The sequence below is a fragment of the Streptomyces rubrogriseus genome (assembly GCF_027947575.1).
In the GTDB taxonomy this organism is placed as follows: Bacteria; Actinomycetota; Actinomycetes; order Streptomycetales; family Streptomycetaceae; genus Streptomyces; species Streptomyces rubrogriseus.
In genome coordinates this window covers 2,048,190-2,063,978 of record NZ_CP116256.1, presented here as the reverse complement: position 1 = coordinate 2,063,978, position 15,789 = coordinate 2,048,190, and the positions used below count along the sequence as shown (strand labels likewise).

12 protein-coding genes and 1 pseudogene are annotated in these 15,789 nt (G+C 73.0%); 4 read left to right on the top strand and 9 right to left on the bottom strand.

Annotated elements, in window-relative coordinates; all coding sequences use genetic code 11:
• Positions 1 to 94 precede the first annotated feature (94 nt).
• Positions 95 to 673 carry an RNA-binding S4 domain-containing protein gene (locus tag Sru02f_RS09005; RefSeq protein ID WP_109031906.1) on the top strand — a complete coding sequence of 193 codons (579 nt, stop codon included), beginning with the start codon at positions 95 to 97 and terminating at the stop codon, positions 671 to 673.
• Positions 674 to 701: 28 nt separating this feature from the next.
• On the opposite strand, the gene Sru02f_RS09000 is transcribed toward Sru02f_RS09005, so the two are convergent.
• Both Sru02f_RS09000 and Sru02f_RS08995 read right to left on the bottom strand, forming a co-directional pair.
• Positions 702 to 1,151 carry a DoxX family protein gene (locus Sru02f_RS09000; protein WP_174855073.1) on the bottom strand — a complete coding sequence of 150 codons (450 nt, stop codon included), beginning with the start codon at positions 1,149 to 1,151 and terminating at the stop codon, positions 702 to 704.
• A 142-nt stretch (positions 1,152 to 1,293) separates the two neighbouring features.
• Positions 1,294 to 1,980 carry a class I SAM-dependent methyltransferase gene (locus Sru02f_RS08995; protein ID WP_109032110.1) on the bottom strand — a complete coding sequence of 229 codons (687 nt, stop codon included), beginning with the start codon at positions 1,978 to 1,980 and terminating at the stop codon, positions 1,294 to 1,296.
• 173 nt (positions 1,981 to 2,153) lie between these two features.
• Between Sru02f_RS08995 and Sru02f_RS08990 the strand changes: the two genes are divergently transcribed.
• Positions 2,154 to 2,411: a DUF6343 family protein gene (locus Sru02f_RS08990; protein ID WP_109031904.1), complete on the top strand. Its 258-nt coding sequence runs from the start codon at positions 2,154 to 2,156 to the stop codon at positions 2,409 to 2,411.
• A gap of 8 nt (positions 2,412 to 2,419) precedes the next feature.
• On the opposite strand, the gene Sru02f_RS08985 is transcribed toward Sru02f_RS08990, so the two are convergent.
• From Sru02f_RS08985 to rpsA, 4 genes are all read right to left on the bottom strand, one after another.
• A complete protein-coding gene (locus Sru02f_RS08985; protein WP_109031903.1) occupies positions 2,420 to 2,800 on the bottom strand; it encodes a tetratricopeptide repeat protein in 381 nt (126 codons plus the stop codon).
• A 49-nt stretch (positions 2,801 to 2,849) separates the two neighbouring features.
• On the bottom strand, positions 2,850 to 3,452 hold the full coding sequence (coaE, locus tag Sru02f_RS08980) for a dephospho-CoA kinase (RefSeq protein ID WP_109031902.1): 603 nt from the start codon (positions 3,450 to 3,452) through the stop codon (positions 2,850 to 2,852).
• Positions 3,453 to 3,484: 32 nt separating this feature from the next.
• On the bottom strand, positions 3,485 to 4,423 hold the full coding sequence (locus Sru02f_RS08975) for a PAC2 family protein (RefSeq protein ID WP_003976821.1): 939 nt from the start codon (positions 4,421 to 4,423) through the stop codon (positions 3,485 to 3,487).
• Between the two features lie 156 nt (positions 4,424 to 4,579).
• The gene (gene rpsA, locus Sru02f_RS08970) at positions 4,580 to 6,091 is read right to left on the bottom strand and encodes a 30S ribosomal protein S1 (protein ID WP_109031901.1); all 1,512 of its coding nucleotides are present in this window, start codon (positions 6,089 to 6,091) and stop codon (positions 4,580 to 4,582) included.
• 375 nt (positions 6,092 to 6,466) lie between these two features.
• On the opposite strand from rpsA, the gene Sru02f_RS08965 reads away from it, so the two are divergent.
• Together Sru02f_RS08965 and Sru02f_RS08960 are read left to right on the top strand one after the other, a co-directional pair.
• Positions 6,467 to 7,279 carry a class I SAM-dependent methyltransferase gene (locus Sru02f_RS08965; protein ID WP_167469540.1) on the top strand — a complete coding sequence of 271 codons (813 nt, stop codon included), beginning with the start codon at positions 6,467 to 6,469 and terminating at the stop codon, positions 7,277 to 7,279.
• 80 nt (positions 7,280 to 7,359) lie between these two features.
• Positions 7,360 to 10,208 (top strand): annotated as a pseudogene (locus Sru02f_RS08960) (ATP-dependent RNA helicase).
• 51 nt (positions 10,209 to 10,259) lie between these two features.
• Here Sru02f_RS08960 and Sru02f_RS08955 read toward each other — a convergent pair.
• The 3 genes from Sru02f_RS08955 to polA all read right to left on the bottom strand — a co-directional run bounded on the left by Sru02f_RS08955 (position 10,260) and on the right by polA (position 15,757).
• Positions 10,260 to 12,053, bottom strand: coding sequence for a lytic transglycosylase domain-containing protein (locus Sru02f_RS08955; protein WP_109031898.1), 1,794 nt, complete (start codon positions 12,051 to 12,053; stop codon positions 10,260 to 10,262).
• Positions 12,054 to 12,371: 318 nt separating this feature from the next.
• Positions 12,372 to 12,740, bottom strand: a complete 369-nt coding sequence (locus Sru02f_RS08950; RefSeq protein WP_174855072.1) for a hypothetical protein — start codon at positions 12,738 to 12,740, stop codon at positions 12,372 to 12,374.
• A 293-nt stretch (positions 12,741 to 13,033) separates the two neighbouring features.
• Positions 13,034 to 15,757, bottom strand: coding sequence for a DNA polymerase I (gene polA, locus Sru02f_RS08945; protein ID WP_109031896.1), 2,724 nt, complete (start codon positions 15,755 to 15,757; stop codon positions 13,034 to 13,036).
• Positions 15,758 to 15,789 lie beyond the last annotated feature (32 nt).

Here is a 15,789-nt window from a genome sequence, read left to right as displayed (position 1 = left end):
CCGTAAGACCCTCTCGTGCCCCCGTTCGTGGTGGCCGTCGTCGGTCGCCGAAATTGCGGCCCGCCGCGCCGTGCCGGGCGGTTAGGGTCGGACCATGGCTTCCGAGCACGACGAAGGCGGGAGCGGCCCGGTGGCCGCACCGCGGGACGGCGCCGCTGCCGCGGCCGGGACACCGGACCCGAAGACGGCGACACCGGACCCGAAGACGGCCGCGGACCCGAAGACGGCGGCGGCGATCGCCGCCGCCGAGGCGGCCGGGCCGCAGAACGGGGAGAGCGTCCGCGTGGACAGCTGGATCTGGGCCGTCCGCCTGATCAAGACCCGTTCGCTGGGCGCGACCGCCTGTCGCGGCGGCCATGTCCGGGTGAACGGCGAGCGGGTGAAGCCCGCGTACTCGCTCCGCGTCGGTGACGAGGTGCGCCTGCGACAGGAGGGCCGGGAACGGGTCGTCGTCGTGAAACGGCTGATCCGCAAGCGCGTCGGTGCCCCGGTCGCCGTCCAGTGCTACATCGACAACTCGCCGCCGCCCCCGCCCCGCGAGGCCGTCGCCCCGGCGGGCATCCGCGACCGCGGCGCCGGCCGCCCGACCAAGCGCGACCGCCGCGAGATGGACCGGCTCCGGGGGCTGGAAGGCCTGAGCAGCTCTCGGAGGGACGCGGGGACCAGGCCCTAAGCGGTCCCGTGCACGGGTCATGCCCGGGTCAGCCGCGCAGGATCCGGGCGCGCAGCAGTCGGCGCAGCTCCTCGTTGTGCCCGCGGCGGGCCCGGGCGACGACCAGGAGCGGCACCATCAGGATCAGCGGTGTCGCCGCGTTCGCACCGTCGAAGTAGGTGAGCTGGACGACGAACGCGCCCACCATCAGCGCGCTCAGCGCCGTCGCCGCCACCGATTGCAGCACCGGGACGAGCAGGGCGACCGCTCCCGTCAGCTCGAGGACACCGATGGCGTACATGCCCGCGTCGCCCCAGCCCATCTCGGCGAAGGTGTCGGCCGCCGAGGAGTGCGCGATCAGCTTGGGCAGGGCGCTCGCGACGGCGAAGAACAGCGCGAGGAGCACCTGCACGACGCGCAAGGCGACCCGGAGGCCGCGCGGGCGGGCCGGGACGGCGGCGGTGGGGGCGGAGGCGGGGCGAGCGGTGGTTTCGGACATGGCGATCTCCTGAGCCGAGCGGTCCGTGCTGCTGTCGGGATACAGACCGCCCGCCGCTCCGGAACTCATCGCCGGACCGCGCCCCGACTCCCCTCCGCCCTTGTCCGCCCTTGCCGGGCCTGCCGGATCTCTCCCCTCGCCGCTACCCCTGCCGCACGGGCACGGCCCGCACCCACGTCCCGTCGTCGGTGAGATACCGGTCCACCGCGAGTCCCGCCTCCCCCAGTGCCTCCTCGAACTGCTCCCTGGTCAGTGGCCGGGCCCGGAAGGTCTGGGTCCAGACCGCGTCCGGGAACTCGTACTCCGCCCGGACCGAGTTGACGCCGTCACCCACCGGGTCCGCGGACAGGATCCGGATGGTGAAGCCGCTGGGATCCACCCGCTCACGCGGCAGATTCGTGTGGTAATCCGCCCCCTCCCGCTGGATCAGTACACAGCCGTCCTCCGCCACGTGCCGGGCGCAGGTGCGCAGCAGGCCCCGCCGCACCTCGACGTCCCCGGCGTGCACCAGGAACGACGCCAGCATCACGACGTCGAAGCGCTCGCCGAGGTCGAGGTCCTCGATCGGGCTGCATACGGTGCGCGCCCCGCGCACGCGCTCCAGCATCTCGGCGGACTCGTCCACCGCGGTGACCTCGAACCCCCTCTCCAGCAGGGGGTGCGTCATCCGCCCCACCCCGCTGCCCAGCTCCAGTATCCGCGCGCCCTCGGGCACGACGGCGGCGACGATGTCCGGCTCGGCTCCGGCCGGCAGCCGCGAATAGAGCTCGACCGCGCAGCCGTCCGGGGTGATCGCCCCGGGCCCCGTCCCCTGGTGTCCCTCTCGCATGCTCAGCTCCATACCAGCCCAACGGCCCGCCCCCGCACACCCGTTCCCCCTCACCCCCGGTTCACCCGACCGAGTGAACGCGCGCCGTCCCGCGGTGCGGTCGGTTAAGCAGACACGCCTCGTTTCCCCCTCGGCGCGCGCCGCAGTACGTTCGATACAGGAGTGGTGAACCGATGCGTACGGGCAGTGAACCGGCCACCGCGCGCAGTGCCCTGCGGGCGCGGTTCTGGCTGAGCCTGTGGGGGCTGGCCTGGGCGATCTTCGGCACGGCCGTCTTCGCGCTCACGGGGCACTTCGGCTGGGCGCTCGCCTGCGGGGTGCTGTGGCTCGTCGTCACGGCCGACCTGACGGTGATCCTCCGGCACCTCCGCCAGGGCCCGCACTACCAGCCGGGCCGGGACATCCCGCCGTACCCGCCGCCCAGGCGCTGACCGCGCGGTCAGGAGTCGAAGCGCGCCTGCTGCAGGTACTCCGGGTTCGGGTCCAGGGCCGCGGCCAGCCGGAAGTGGCGCCGGGCCTGGCCGGGGCAGCCCCGGCGCTCAAAGGTGCGGGCGAGGGCGAAGTGCGCGAACGCGTTATCCGGCTCGCGCTCCAGGACGATGGTGAACTCCAGCTCGGCCGGACGCAGTTGCGCCGCCGCGAAGAAGGCACGCGCGCGCAGCAGCCGGGCGGCCGTGTTCTCGGGGTGGGCGCCGATGACACCGTCGAGCAGTTTCACCGCGCCGCGCGGGTCCCGGGCCGCGAGCAGTTGCTCGGCGGCACGGAAGTCGATGACATCCGTCTCCGGAGTACGTCCGGTCGGACCGCTTGTCTCGGGCACGGCTGAGTCCTTCCCTCGCTGCAAGGGATCAACGCACGCACCGGACCCGCTATTCCGTGTGCGCCCCGCGCACCAGTTCGTCCCAGACCTCCTTGACGCGCCGCCGCAGCTCCTGAAGCGGTACGTCGTTGTCGACGACCACGTCCGCGATCTCCCGGCGCTGCTCGCGCGTCGCCTGGGCCGCCATGCGGGCCCGTGCGTCCTGCTCGGTCATGCCGCGCAGCCGCACCAGCCGGTCGAGCTGGGTGGCGGGGGCGGCGTCCACGACGACCACGAGGTCGTACAGCGGCGCCAGGCCGTTCTCCGTGAGCAGGGGGACGTCGTGGACGACGACGGCGTCCTCGGCGGCGGCCTCCTCGAGGGCACTGGAGCGCTCGCGGACCAGGGGGTGCACGATGCCGTTCAGGACGGCCAGCTTCTCGGGGTCGGCGAACACGATCGAGCCGAGTTTCGGCCGGTCCAGGCTGCCGTCCTCGGCCAGGATCTCCTCGCCGAACGCCGCCACGACCGCGGCGAGCCCCGGTGTCCCGGGGGCGACGACCTCGCGCGCGATCCTGTCGGCGTCGATCAGTACGGCACCGTGCTCCACGAGGAGCCGTGACACCTCGCTCTTGCCGGCGCCGATCCCGCCGGTCAGACCAACCCTCAGCATGAGCGGAAGCTTAGAGGGTGCCGGTCACGGGGTCAGCCGTCGCCCTCCCGCTCGGCGAGGAACCGTTCGAACTCGCGGCCGATCTCGTCGGCGGAGGGGATCTCGACGGGTTCGGCGAGCATGTTGCCGCGGGTCTCGGCACCGGCGGCCGCGTCGTACTGGTGCTCGAGGCCCTGGACGAGGGCGATGAGCTCCTCGTCGCCCTCCTGGATCTGCCGGTCGATCTCCGTCTGGGTGCGGTGGGCGTCCGTGCGCAGGGAGTGCGCGATGCCCGGCAGGACCAGGCCGGTCGCCGCGGTGATCGCCTCCAGGACGGTCAGCGCCGCGTCCGGGTACGCGGAGCGGGCGACGTAGTGCGGGACGTGCGCGGCGACGCCGAGCACGTCGTGGCCGGCCTGCGCGAGCCGGTACTCGACGAGTGCCTCCGCGCTGCCGGGGACCTGCGCCTCCTCGAAGGGGCTGCGGTGGCCCGGCACGAGGTCGGTCCGGCTGCCGTGCGGGGTGATGCCGACGGGCCGGGTGTGCGGGACGCCCATGGGAATGCCGTGGAAGCTCACCGACAGGCGGACGCCCAGCCGCTCCACGATCTGCCCCACGGCCGCGGCGAAGCGCTCCCACTCCACGTCCGGCTCGGGACCGGACAGGAACAGGAAGGGTGCGCCGGTGGCGTCCTGGACGAGCCGCACCTCGATGGTGGGTTCCTCGTAGTCCGACCAGGTGTCCCGCTTGAAGGTCAGCAGCGGCCGGCGGGCCCGGTAGTCCACGAGCCGGTCGTGGTCGAAACGGGCGACGACCTGGTGGGGCAGCGAGTCGAGCACCTGGTCGACGATCTGGTCGCCGGTCTCCCCGGCGTCGATGTATCCGTCGAAGTGGTACAGCATGACCAGTCCGGCCGACTCCTGGGCGAGTGCCATGTCGACGACGGCGAGGCCCTTCGGCTCCCAGGTGTACAAATCCTGCGGATCAAGCACAGTGACCGCTCCCCTCCTCGTGTTCGTATGTCACAACACCCTTGTGGGGTGGGGCATTCCCGGAGGGAGCACTGAAGGGGCCGCACCTCGAAAGGTGCGGCCCCTCAGTCAACCGTCGTGCTTCGACCGCTGTGTGTCAGCGGCCGGTGCAGAGCTTCAGCTCTGGCCGCCGGCCAGCTTCTCGCGCAGCGCGGCCAGCGCCTCGTCCGACGCCAGGGCGCCGGAGTTGTCGCCACCCTCGGAGGAGTAGGAGCCGCCGCCACCGCCGCCACCGGACGCGGCCTGGGCCGCACCCGCGGTGTCGACACCCTCGGCAGCGGCCTTCTCGTCCGCCTCGCGGGACTTGATGACCTGCGCCTGGTGCTGCTCGAAGCGCTGCTGGGCCTCGGCGTACTGCGTCTCCCAGGCCTCGCGCTGGGTCTCGTAGCCCTCGAGCCAGTCGTTGGTCTCGGGGTCGAAGCCCTCGGGGTAGATGTAGTTGCCCTGGTCGTCGTAGGACGCGGCCATGCCGTACAGGGTCGGGTCGAACTCGACCGTGGACGGGTCGGCACCGAAGGCCTCGTTGGCCTGCTTCAGCGAGAGGCTGATGCGGCGGCGCTCGAGGTCGATGTCGATGACCTTGACGAAGATCTCGTCGTTGACCTGGACGACCTGCTCCGGGATCTCCACGTGGCGCTCGGCCAGCTCGGAGATGTGGACCAGACCCTCGATGCCCTCGTCCACGCGGACGAACGCACCGAACGGAACCAGCTTCGTGACCTTGCCGGGCACGACCTGGCCGATCTGGTGGGTGCGGGCGAACTGCTGCCACGGGTCTTCCTGGGTCGCCTTCAGCGACAGGGAGACACGCTCGCGGTCCATGTCGACGTCGAGGACCTCGACGGTGACCTCCTGGCCGACCTCGACGACCTCGGACGGGTGGTCGATGTGCTTCCAGGACAGCTCGGAGACGTGGACCAGACCGTCGACGCCACCCAGGTCCACGAAGGCACCGAAGTTGACGATCGAGGAGACGACGCCGGAACGGACCTGACCCTTCTGGAGGGTCGTGAGGAACGTCTGGCGGACCTCGGACTGGGTCTGCTCCAGCCAGGCACGGCGGGACAGGACCACGTTGTTGCGGTTCTTGTCCAGCTCGATGATCTTCGCCTCGAGCTCCTTGCCCACGTAGGGCTGGAGGTCGCGGACGCGGCGCATCTCGACCAGGGAGGCCGGGAGGAAGCCGCGGAGGCCGATGTCGAGGATGAGACCACCCTTGACGACCTCGATGACGGTACCGGTGACGATGCCGTCCTCTTCCTTGATCTTCTCGATGGTGCCCCAGGCCCGCTCGTACTGGGCACGCTTCTTCGAGAGGATCAGGCGGCCTTCCTTGTCCTCCTTCTGGAGAACAAGGGCCTCGATCTCGTCACCGACGGCGACGACCTCGTTGGGGTCGACGTCGTGCTTGATCGAGAGCTCGCGGCTCGGGATGACACCTTCGGTCTTGTAACCGATGTCGAGCAGGACCTCGTCCCGGTCGACCTTCACGATGACGCCGTCGACGATGTCGCCGTCGTTGAAGTACTTGATCGTCTCGTCGATCGCGGCGAGGAAGGCTTCCTCGTTACCGATGTCGTTGACCGCAACCTGCGGGGTGGTGGCGGTGGTCTCGGTGCTGCTCGTCATGTGGGAAAGGGCTCCGGTACGGACATTGAAGTCGTAGGTACTGCTTACGCCGGGAGCCCGTTTCGCTCTGCAGAAGCCGGACAGCCAAGGAAGCGTCACCGAAAACCACTGGTGACGCCTCGAGAACCGAGGGGACATACAACAGATGCGAGCGCGACCTGCTACGTCTGAGGTGCGCAGGCCCGCAGCGCAACTTGTAGCATACGGGGGCAGCCGGGCAGGGTCAATGCGCGAAGCCGCACACCCGGGGCGGATCGCCGCATACCCGGCACAAAAGCCGCCTCCCGAGGCCACACGGACCCCTGGACGCCCCCTGCGTGACACGAGGGGCGGGCGGCACGGAAGAGCCCGCAGACTAGTACGAGGGAGCCGGTCATCCAAGAGGGAGTCGAAGCATCCGAACCCGAGGCCACCCGGCGTGCCGCCGGGGTCACTGAGAGTTCCCGCGCCAACCGCGGCTGGTGGGACCGGAACGCGGACGAGTACCAGACCGAGCACGGCACCTTCCTCGGCGACGACCGCTTCGTGTGGTGTCCCGAGGGCCTGGACGAGGTGGAGGCGGAGCTGCTCGGCCCGCCGGAGGACCTGAAGGGCAAGGACGTCCTGGAGATCGGCGCCGGCGCGGCCCAGTGTTCGCGCTGGCTGACCGCCCAGGGTGCCCGTCCGGTGGCCCTCGACCTCTCCCACCGCCAGCTCCAGCACGCCCTGCGCATCGGCGTCTCGTTCCCCCTGGTGTGCGCCGACGCGTCGGTGCTGCCCTTCGCGGACGGCTCGTTCGACCTGGCGTGCTCGGCGTACGGGGCGCTGCCATTCGTCGCCGACCCGCGGCTGGTGCTGCGGGAGGTGCGCCGGGTGCTGCGGCCCGGCGGCCGCTTCGTCTTCTCGGTCACGCACCCGCTGCGCTGGGCGTTCCCGGACGAGCCGGGCCCCGAGGGGCTGTCGGTCTCCGCCTCGTACTTCGACCGGACGCCGTACGTCGAGCAGGACGACGACGGCCTCGCGGTGTACGTCGAGCACCACAGGACGCTCGGTGACCGGGTGCGGGACGTGGTGACGTCCGGGTTCCGGCTGGTGGACCTGGTGGAGCCGGAGTGGCCGGACTGGAACACCTCGGAGTGGGGCGGCTGGTCGCCGCTGCGCGGGCATCTGATCCCGGGGACGGCGATCTTCGTCTGCGAGCGCGACTGAGCCGTCGCGACTGAGCCGTACCAAAAGGCGGGTCCACGCGCGCGTGGAGGGCGCTTTCGCGGACGTACGACACTGGGGGCGTGATCCGTTACGACGTCCTGGACGCGCTGCCCGTGCGCGGTGCCCTGCCCGCGCTGCACGACGCCCTGGAGGAGCACGGCACGGCGGTGCTGGTCGCGCCGCCCGGCACCGGCAAGACGACGCTGGTGCCGCTGGCGCTGGCCGGGCTGCTGGGCGGGGAGGGTGCTCCGGCGCGGCGCGTGGTGGTGGCCGAGCCGCGGCGGATCGCCGCACGGGCGGCGGCCCGTCGTATGGCGTGGCTGCTGGGTGAGAGGCCGGGCGCGAGTGTCGGGTACACCGTGCGCGGGGAGCGGGTGGTGGGGCGCCACGCGCGCGTGGAGGTCGTCACGACGGGCGTGCTGTTGCAGCGGCTCCAGCGGGACCAGGAGCTGACGGGCGTCGACGCGGTGGTGCTGGACGAGTGCCACGAGCGGCATCTGGACGCGGACACGTCGGCGGCGTTCCTGTGGGACGTACGGCAGGCCCTGCGGCCGGAGCTGCGGCTGGTGGCCGCGTCGGCCACGACCGACGCGGAGGGCTGGTCCCGGCTGCTGGGCGGCGCGCCGGTGGTCGAGGCGCACGGCGTGTCGTATCCCGTCGAGACCGTGTGGGCGCCGCCGGCGCGTGCGGTGCGCCCGCCGCACGGGATGCGGGTGGACCCGGCGCTGCTCGCCCACGTGGCCTCGGTGGTGCGGCGGGCGCTGGCCGAGCGGGCCGGGGACGTCCTGTGTTTCCTGCCGGGGGTGGGCGAGATCTCCCGCGTCGCCGGTTTCCTCGGGGCGCTGGGGGACGTCGACGTGCTCCAGGTGCACGGGCGGGCGCCCGCTGCCGTGCAGGACGCGGTGCTGGCGCCCGGGGCGCGGCGCCGGGTGGTGCTGGCGACCTCGGTGGCCGAGTCGTCGCTGACGGTCCCGGGCGTGCGGGTGGTCGTGGACGCGGGCCTCGCGCGGGAGCCGAGGGTGGACCACGCGCGCGGGCTGAGCGCGCTGACGACGGTACGGGCCTCGCGGGCGGCGGCGCGGCAGCGGGCGGGCCGCGCCGGACGCGAGGCGCCCGGGGTGGTGTACCGCTGCTGGGCGGAGGCGGAGGACGCCCGTCTGCCGCGGTTCCCGGCGCCGGAGATCAAGGTGGCCGACCTGACGGCGTTCGCGCTGCAGGCGGCCTGCTGGGGCGATCCGGACGCGTCCGGTCTGGCGCTGCTCGACCCACCGCCCGGCGGGGCGATGACGGCCGCCCGGTCGGTGCTGGAGGCGGTCGGCGCCGTGGACTGCGCGGGGCGCGCGACGGAGCGAGGTGTACGCCTGTCCCGTCTCGGCCTGCACCCCCGGCTGGGCCGGGCACTCCTGGACGCGGCGGGGCCCGGCTCGGGGGTTCCGCCCCGGGCCGCCTCGGGGCGGCGGCACCCGCGGGCCGCTCCGGTGCGCTTCCTCCCGGTACGGGCGCCTCGCCAACGGGGACCTCGGCGCCGCGACAGGCCGCCGGCGGCACCGCGCGACCGGACGCAGCCGGGGCCGGAGTCCCCGGGGCGGGCGGCTTCAGGAGCGGTGGGGCCGAGGTGGTGGCCGAGGTGGTGGGCCTGTTGAGTGAGGAGGCGCCCCGCGAGTACGGGGACGACCTCGTGTCCGTACTGCGGGCCGCCCGGCGCGGAGGGGGCGCGTACGGAGCGCGCTGGCGGGCCGAGGTGCGGCGACTGAGGGCCGCCGTGGAGGGCGGCGACGACCGGCGGGGACAGCGCGCCACCGCACAGGGTGACGACAGCGGACGGGGCTGGCGCGCCACCGCACAGGGTGACGACAGCGGACGGGGCCGGCGCGCCACCGCGCAGGGTGACGACAGCGGCCGGGGCCGGCGCGCCGCCGTCGGGGGTGGCGACGGCGGGCAGGGGGAGCGGGTCGGTGAGGACGTTCTCGCCGGGCTGGTCGCCGCGCTGGCGTTTCCGGAGCGGGTGGCCAGGAAGGACGGCGGTTCGTATCTGATGGTCTCCGGCACCCGGGCCGAACTCCCCCAGGGGTCGGCACTGCGCGGGGCGCCCTGGATCGCCGTCGCCGTGGCCGACCGGCCGGTGGGAAGGGGGCACGCGCGCGTGCAGCTCGGCGCGGCCGTCGACGAGGAGACGGCCCGGCTCGCGGCGGGGGCGCTGCTGACGGAGCGCGACGAGGTGCACTGGGCCGACGGCGACGTGGTGGCGCGGCGGGTCGAACGGCTCGGGGCGGTGGAACTCGCGGTGCGGCCCCTCGCCGACGCCGACCCCGTACTCGTGCGGGGCGCCCTGCTGGAGGGGCTGCGGCGGGAGGGGTTCGGGCTGTTGCGGCGTTCGGCCGACGCCGACCTGCTGCGCAAGCGGCTCGTGTTCCTGCGGCACCGGCTGGGCGAGCCCTGGCCCGACGTCACCGACGACGCCCTGCTCGCCCGCGCGGACGAGTGGCTGGAGCCCGAGCTGAGCCGGGCCCGGCGGCGGGCCGACCTGGGGCGGATCGACGCCGGGCAGGCGCTGACGCGCTTGCTGCCCTGGGCGTCCGGGGAGGCGGCGCGGCTCGACGAGCTGGCCCCCGAGCGGATCCCCGTCCCCAGCGGGTCCAGGATCCGGATCGACTACGACGACCCCGAACAGCCCGTGCTCGCGGTGAAGTTGCAGGAGATGTTCGGGCTCCAGCGGTCGCCCGAGATCGCCGGGGTGCCGCTCCTCGTGCATCTCCTGTCCCCGGCCGGCCGGCCGGCCGCGGTCACCGCCGACCTGGCCTCGTTCTGGAAGGACGGCTACACCGGCGTACGGGCGGAGCTGCGCGGCCGGTACCCGAAGCATCCGTGGCCAAAGGACCCGGCCACGGCGGAGCCGACCCGGTACACGAAGGCCCGGCTCGGCAGGTGACCGCGGCCCGGCGGGGCGGGGAGCGCCTCGCCGGGCGGACGGTGGCGGTGCCTACGCCGCAGGTTCGGTCGACGGCTCGGTGGAGGGGGCGGTCGACGGATCGGTCGACGGGTCCGGCGTCGGGTCGGCCGCCTTGGCCACCTTCAGGGTGATGTCGAGCGTGGCGCCGCCCGGCGTGGTGAGGCGCAGGATGTACGTGCCCTCCGCGTCGTCGGCGTACAGCTTGGGCAGCTCCAGCAGGCCCTTGGCGTCGGTCGTCCGGCCGGTCAGCGTACGGACGGCCTTCCCGTCGGCGTCCTCGAAGTAGGGACCCTTGTCGTTCTCGGCCGGGTCGTCCTTGGACTTGATGAGGGTCGCGGTGACGGCGACCTGGTCCGCGACGGCGCCCTTGAGCGTGGCCTTCACCTCGATCGGGTCGGCGAACTCGCCGCCCGGCGTGCAGGTCAGCTCGGTCTCGCCGGTGCTGGTGAGGGCGTCGGCGACGCGCTCGGTGACGGTGGCCTTGTAGTCGAGGCCGGGGACGGTACGGCCGATGACGGTGGCGCGGACGGTGAACCCACCGGTCTGCTCGCCCGCCACCAGTGCGGGCGCGACGGCCACGCCGGAGGGGTTGGTGGTGACCGCGGCGACCTTCTCACCGCCGGTGAAGGTGGCGTCCGTGTCGCCCAGGACGGTGAAGCGGACGCGCACCTTGCCGACGGCCTCTCCGGCCTTGGTCTCGGCGCGGGTGCTGATCTTCTCGGCGAACGTGTCGCCCGCGATCGCGGTGAACCCCGTGGCGCCGGCGTTCTCCAGGTGGTGAACGGTGTCGGTGGGCGTGGGGGTCTCGGTCGGCGGCGCCGGGTCCGTGGGCGGCGTGGAGGGGCTGGTGCTCGGGCCTCCGGGATCGGTGGGCCTGCCCGAGGCCGGCGGCCTGCTCGGGCTCCGGCCCGGACTGGGCGTCGCCGTGCCGGGGGTCTGGGGGCGGCTGCTCGCACCCGTGCCGCGCCCCGGGGAACGGGTGCCGGAGGTGGGGTCGTCGCTGCGGCCCACCGGGAGGCTGCCGGTGCCGTCCGGGATCTCGTGGGTGCCCTTGCGGTAGTACTCCAGCCACGACAGGACCGTGTTCAGGTAGTCCTGCGAGTTGTTGTAGCTGAGGATCGCGCGCTTCAGGTCGGCCTGGTCGGCAAGGTCCCAGCCGTTGCGGCACAGGTAGTGGCCGGCGGCGAGGGCGGCGTCGTAGACGTTGTTGGGGTCTTCCTTGCCGTCGCTGTTGCCGTCGCGGCCCGCCCACGCCCAGGTGGACGGGATGAACTGCATCGGGCCGACGGCGTTGTCGTACCTGCTGTTGCCGTCGTAGACGCCGTTGTCGGTGTCCTTGATGAGGGCGAAGCCGTTGCCGTCGAGCTGCGGGCCGATGATGCGGCCGATGGTGGTGCCGTTGGCGTCCACGCGGCCGCCGCGGGCCTGGCCGGACTCCACCTTGCCGATGGCGGCGAGCAGTTGCCACGGCAGGTTGCAGCCGGGCTTGGCCCGGCGCAGCTCGGACTCGGCCTTCTTGTAGGCGTCGAGGACGGTCGCGGGGATGCCGGCCTCGGACGAACCGCGCGACGCGGGGGTGCCCGTGGTCGGAGCCGGGCTGGGGCTGTTGAGGGGCGGCAGGTCGGTGTAGTAGCGCGAGTTGCCGGTGGCGCTCTCCTCGGGGGGAGTGTCGGACGTCGGCGCGTTGTCGGCGGTGGTCTGTCTGCCGTTGCCGTCGGCCGTGACGTCGGGGGCCTGGGACGCGGACAGGGCCGCGACCGCGACCGCCGCCACGGTGGTGGTGACCGCCGCCTTGCGGAGCCTCCTGTCGAAATGCGCCGCCATAGAGTGAACCCCTCCCCTGGACGCCCGCGCGTCCGTCTCCGTCCGTGTTCTGCTGTCGTGCTCGCCCGTCGTACCCGCTGTATCCGCCCTGTTGTGACGAGCGACCGGTGCGAACGGTTGCACCGTCGTCCTCCGGGCACCGTGGTCGTCAGTTCGACCAGTACGGTGCCGCAGGCGACCCTACGGCAACTTTCTTTGCACGGGCACCCGTTCCTGCCCGACATTCACCACTTGGCCATATGAGGGGTTCTGTTGTCGTTCGCCCTCGGTCGCCCAGCGGGCGGGCCGTCCGGGGCCGGCGTCAGTACGGGACCGGCGTCAGTACGAGGCCGGGCCGCCGGGTCGGGTGCCGAGGGTGTCGGTGGGCGCGACGAACACGGTGAAGGTGTGGGCGGGCCGGGGCCGCGGCAGCAGGGCGAGGGCCAGCGCGAGGTAACCGCGGGCCAGGTCGGCCCAGAGCCGCCAGGCGGGTGTTCCCTGCGGGGCGGCGGTCGCGGGGGCCCGGTGGGCGAGCCTGCGGCGGAGGCCCGTCGCGGTGCGGTGAAGGACCGTCGCGACGGTGGTGGGGATGCGGCCGGTACTTGCGCCCGGCGCGAAGACCGGGACCGGGAGGAGTGGCACGCGGGCGGGTCCGTCGGTGCGTGCCCGTGCCGGTGTGGTCCGGTGGTGGAGCATGCGTATACCCATGCCCGCATCCTCACGGGAGACCGGGGCGGCGGCGTTTCCTCGGGGGCCACCGGAGTGACGGGGCGGGCCGGGCGGCGCTGGGGGACGGGTGCGCGGCCCGGCGCCGACGGGGTGGCCGACGTGGGCGGGGCGGGGGTGCGCGGCCCGGCGTCGCGGGGTGCCGCCACGCCCACCCGTGCCGCCTGGGGGTGCCGCCCAGGCCGTTCTGGCCCTGGGGGAGGCACGACTGCCCGCAGCGGCGGGGGGCGGCGAGGGCGGCGGCAGGGCCTCGTACCGCCTGCCGCCGCCGCTTACTAGTGCGCCGCCGATTCCCAGTCCGGGCCCGCGCCGACCGAGACGCCCAGGGGGACCCTGAGCTGCACCGCGTTGGCCATTTCGCGGCGGACCAGTTCCTCCGCCGCGGCCCGCTCGCCCGGAGCGATCTCCAGGACGATTTCGTCGTGGACCTGGAGGAGCATGCGGGACCTGAGGTCGGCCTCGCGCAGCGCCTTGTCCACGTTGAGCATGGCGATCTTGACGATGTCGGCCGCCGTGCCCTGGATCGGCGCGTTCAGGGCCATCCGCTCGGCCGCCTCGCGGCGCTGGCGGTTGTCGCTGTTGAGGTCGGGGAGGTAGCGGCGGCGGCCGAAGAGGGTCGCCGTGTATCCCGTGGCCCGTGCCTCGTCGACGACCCGGCGCAGGTAGTCGCGAACGCCGCCGAAGCGCTCGAAGTAGGCGTCCATCAGGCCGCGGGCCTCGGCCGCCTCGATGTTCAGCTGCTGCGAGAGGCCGAAGGCCGAGAGCCCGTACGCGAGTCCGTAGGACATGGCCTTGATCTTGCGGCGCATCTCCGCGTCCACGGCCGACTGCTCGACGGAGAAGACCTGGGCGGCGGCGGTGGTGTGCAGGTCCTCGCCGGACGTGAACGCCTCGGTCAGGCCCGCGTCCTCGGACAGGTGGGCCATCACGCGCAGCTCGATCTGGCTGTAGTCGGCCGTCATCAGGGACTCGAACCCCTCGCCGACCACGAAGCCGCGGCGGATGGCGCGGCCCTCGTCGGTGCGGACCGGGATGTTCTGCAGGTTCGGGTCCGTGGACGAGAGGCGGCCGGTCGCGGCGACCGTCTGGTTGAACGTGGTGTGGATGCGGCCGTCCGCGGCGATCGTCTTGATCAGGCCCTCCACCGTGACGCGCAGCTTGGCCTGCTCGCGGTGGCGGAGCATGATCACCGGCAGCTCGTTGTCCGTCTGGGCGGCGAGCCAGGCCAGGGCGTCGGCGTCGGTGGTGTAGCCGGTCTTGGTCTTCTTGGTCTTCGGCAGGTTCAGCTCGCCGAAGAGGACTTCCTGGAGCTGCTTGGGCGAGCCCAGGTTGAACTCGCGTCCGGCCGCCGCGTGGGCCTCCTTGACCGCCTGCCGGACGGCGCCCGCGAACATCTGCTCCATGGCCTGGAGGTGCTCCCGGTCGGCCGCGATGCCGTGCCGCTCCATGCGGGCGAGCAGCGCGGACGTGGGCAGCTCCATGTCGCGCAGCAGGTCGGCGGCGCCGACGTCGGCCAGGCGGCTCTCGAACGTCTCGCCCAGGTCGAGGATCGCGCGGGCCTGCACCATCAGCACCTCGGCCTCGGCGCCCTCGTCCGCGCCGAAGGCGAGCTGTCCGTCGGCCGCGGCGGCGGGGGCCAGCTCGCGGTGCAGGTACTCCAGGGAGAGCGCGTCCAGGTCGAAGGAGCGGCGGCCGGGCTTGACCAGGTAGGCGGCCAGCGCGGTGTCCATGCCCACGCCGGCGACGCTCCAGCCGTGCTCGGCGAAGACGCGCATCGCGCCCTTGGCGTTGTGGAAGACCTTGGGCCGGTCCGCGTCGGAGAGCCAGGAGCGGAACGCCGTCTCGTCGGCCTCGTCGATCTCCGTCGGGTCGAACCAGGCGGCCTTCCCGTCGGAGGCGGCGAGCGCGACCTCGGCCACCGAGCCGGTGCCCAGGGCCCAGGTGTCGACGGTGGCCACGCCGAGCGGCTGCGCGCCGTGCTCGGCGAGCCAGCCGGCCAGCTCACCCGTGCCCAGCACGGTGCCGTCCAGCTCGACGCCGTCCGCGACCACCGGGGTGGCCTCGGCCTCCTCGGCGCCCGGGTCGACGGCGTAGAGCCGCTCGCGCAGCGAGGGGTTGCGGATCTCCAGGGTGTCCAGGATCACCGCGACGCCCTTGCGGTCGTAGGCCGTCCGCTCCAGGTCGGTGACGGTCCTCGGCAGCTCGACGCGCCGCTCCAGCTCGGTGAGTCGGCGGTTGAGCTTCACGTTCTCCAGGTGGTCGCGCAGGTTCTGCCCGGCCTTGCCCTTGACCTCGTCGACGCGCTCGACCAGCTCCGCGAACGATCCGAACTGGTTGATCCACTTCGCGGCGGTCTTCTCGCCGACGCCCGGGATGCCCGGCAGGTTGTCGGACGGGTCGCCGCGCAGCGCCGCGAAGTCGGGGTACTGGGCGGGGGTGAGCCCGTACTTCTCGAAGACCTTCTCCGGGGTGAAGCGGGTCAGCTCGGAGACGCCCTTGGTCGGATAGAGGACCGTGGTGTGCTCGCTGACCAGCTGGAAGGAGTCCCGGTCGCCGGTGACGATCAGGACGTCGAAGCCCTCGGCCTCGGCCTGGGTGGCGAGGGTGGCGATGACGTCGTCCGCCTCGAAGCCCTCGACGGCGAACCGGGGCACGTGCATGGAGTCGAGCAGCTCGCCGATCAGCTCCACCTGCCCCTTGAACTCGTCCGGGGTCTTGGAGCGGTTCGCCTTGTACTCGGTGAACTCCTCGGACCGCCAGGTCTTGCGGGAGACGTCGAACGCCACCGCGAAGTGCGTGGGCGCCTCGTCACGCAGGGTGTTGGCCAGCATCGACGCGAACCCGTAGATCGCGTTGGTCGGCTGGCCCGTCGCGGTCGTGAAGTTCTCCGCGGGCAGCGCGAAGAACGCGCGGTACGCCAGCGAGTGCCCGTCCATGAGCATCAGCCGCGGTCGGCCGCCGGAGGTGCTGTCGGTCTTCTTCGATGCTGTCTTCGCCACGACACCGATCCTGCCACGTGCCACTGACACTC

Coding starts and splice junctions, on each gene's coding strand:
- Sru02f_RS08995 (WP_109032110.1), bottom strand. CDS start 1,980: ATGCGAGAGGGACACCAGGGGACGGGGCCCGGGGCGATCACCCCGGAC.
- Sru02f_RS09000 (WP_174855073.1), bottom strand. CDS start 1,151: ATGTCCGAAACCACCGCTCGCCCCGCCTCCGCCCCCACCGCCGCCGTC.
- coaE (WP_109031902.1), bottom strand. CDS start 3,452: ATGCTGAGGGTTGGTCTGACCGGCGGGATCGGCGCCGGCAAGAGCGAG.
- Sru02f_RS09005 (WP_109031906.1), top strand. CDS start 95: ATGGCTTCCGAGCACGACGAAGGCGGGAGCGGCCCGGTGGCCGCACCG.
- Sru02f_RS08990 (WP_109031904.1), top strand. CDS start 2,154: ATGCGTACGGGCAGTGAACCGGCCACCGCGCGCAGTGCCCTGCGGGCG.
- Sru02f_RS08950 (WP_174855072.1), bottom strand. CDS start 12,740: ATGGGTATACGCATGCTCCACCACCGGACCACACCGGCACGGGCACGC.
- Sru02f_RS08955 (WP_109031898.1), bottom strand. CDS start 12,053: ATGGCGGCGCATTTCGACAGGAGGCTCCGCAAGGCGGCGGTCACCACC.
- rpsA (WP_109031901.1), bottom strand. CDS start 6,091: ATGACGAGCAGCACCGAGACCACCGCCACCACCCCGCAGGTTGCGGTC.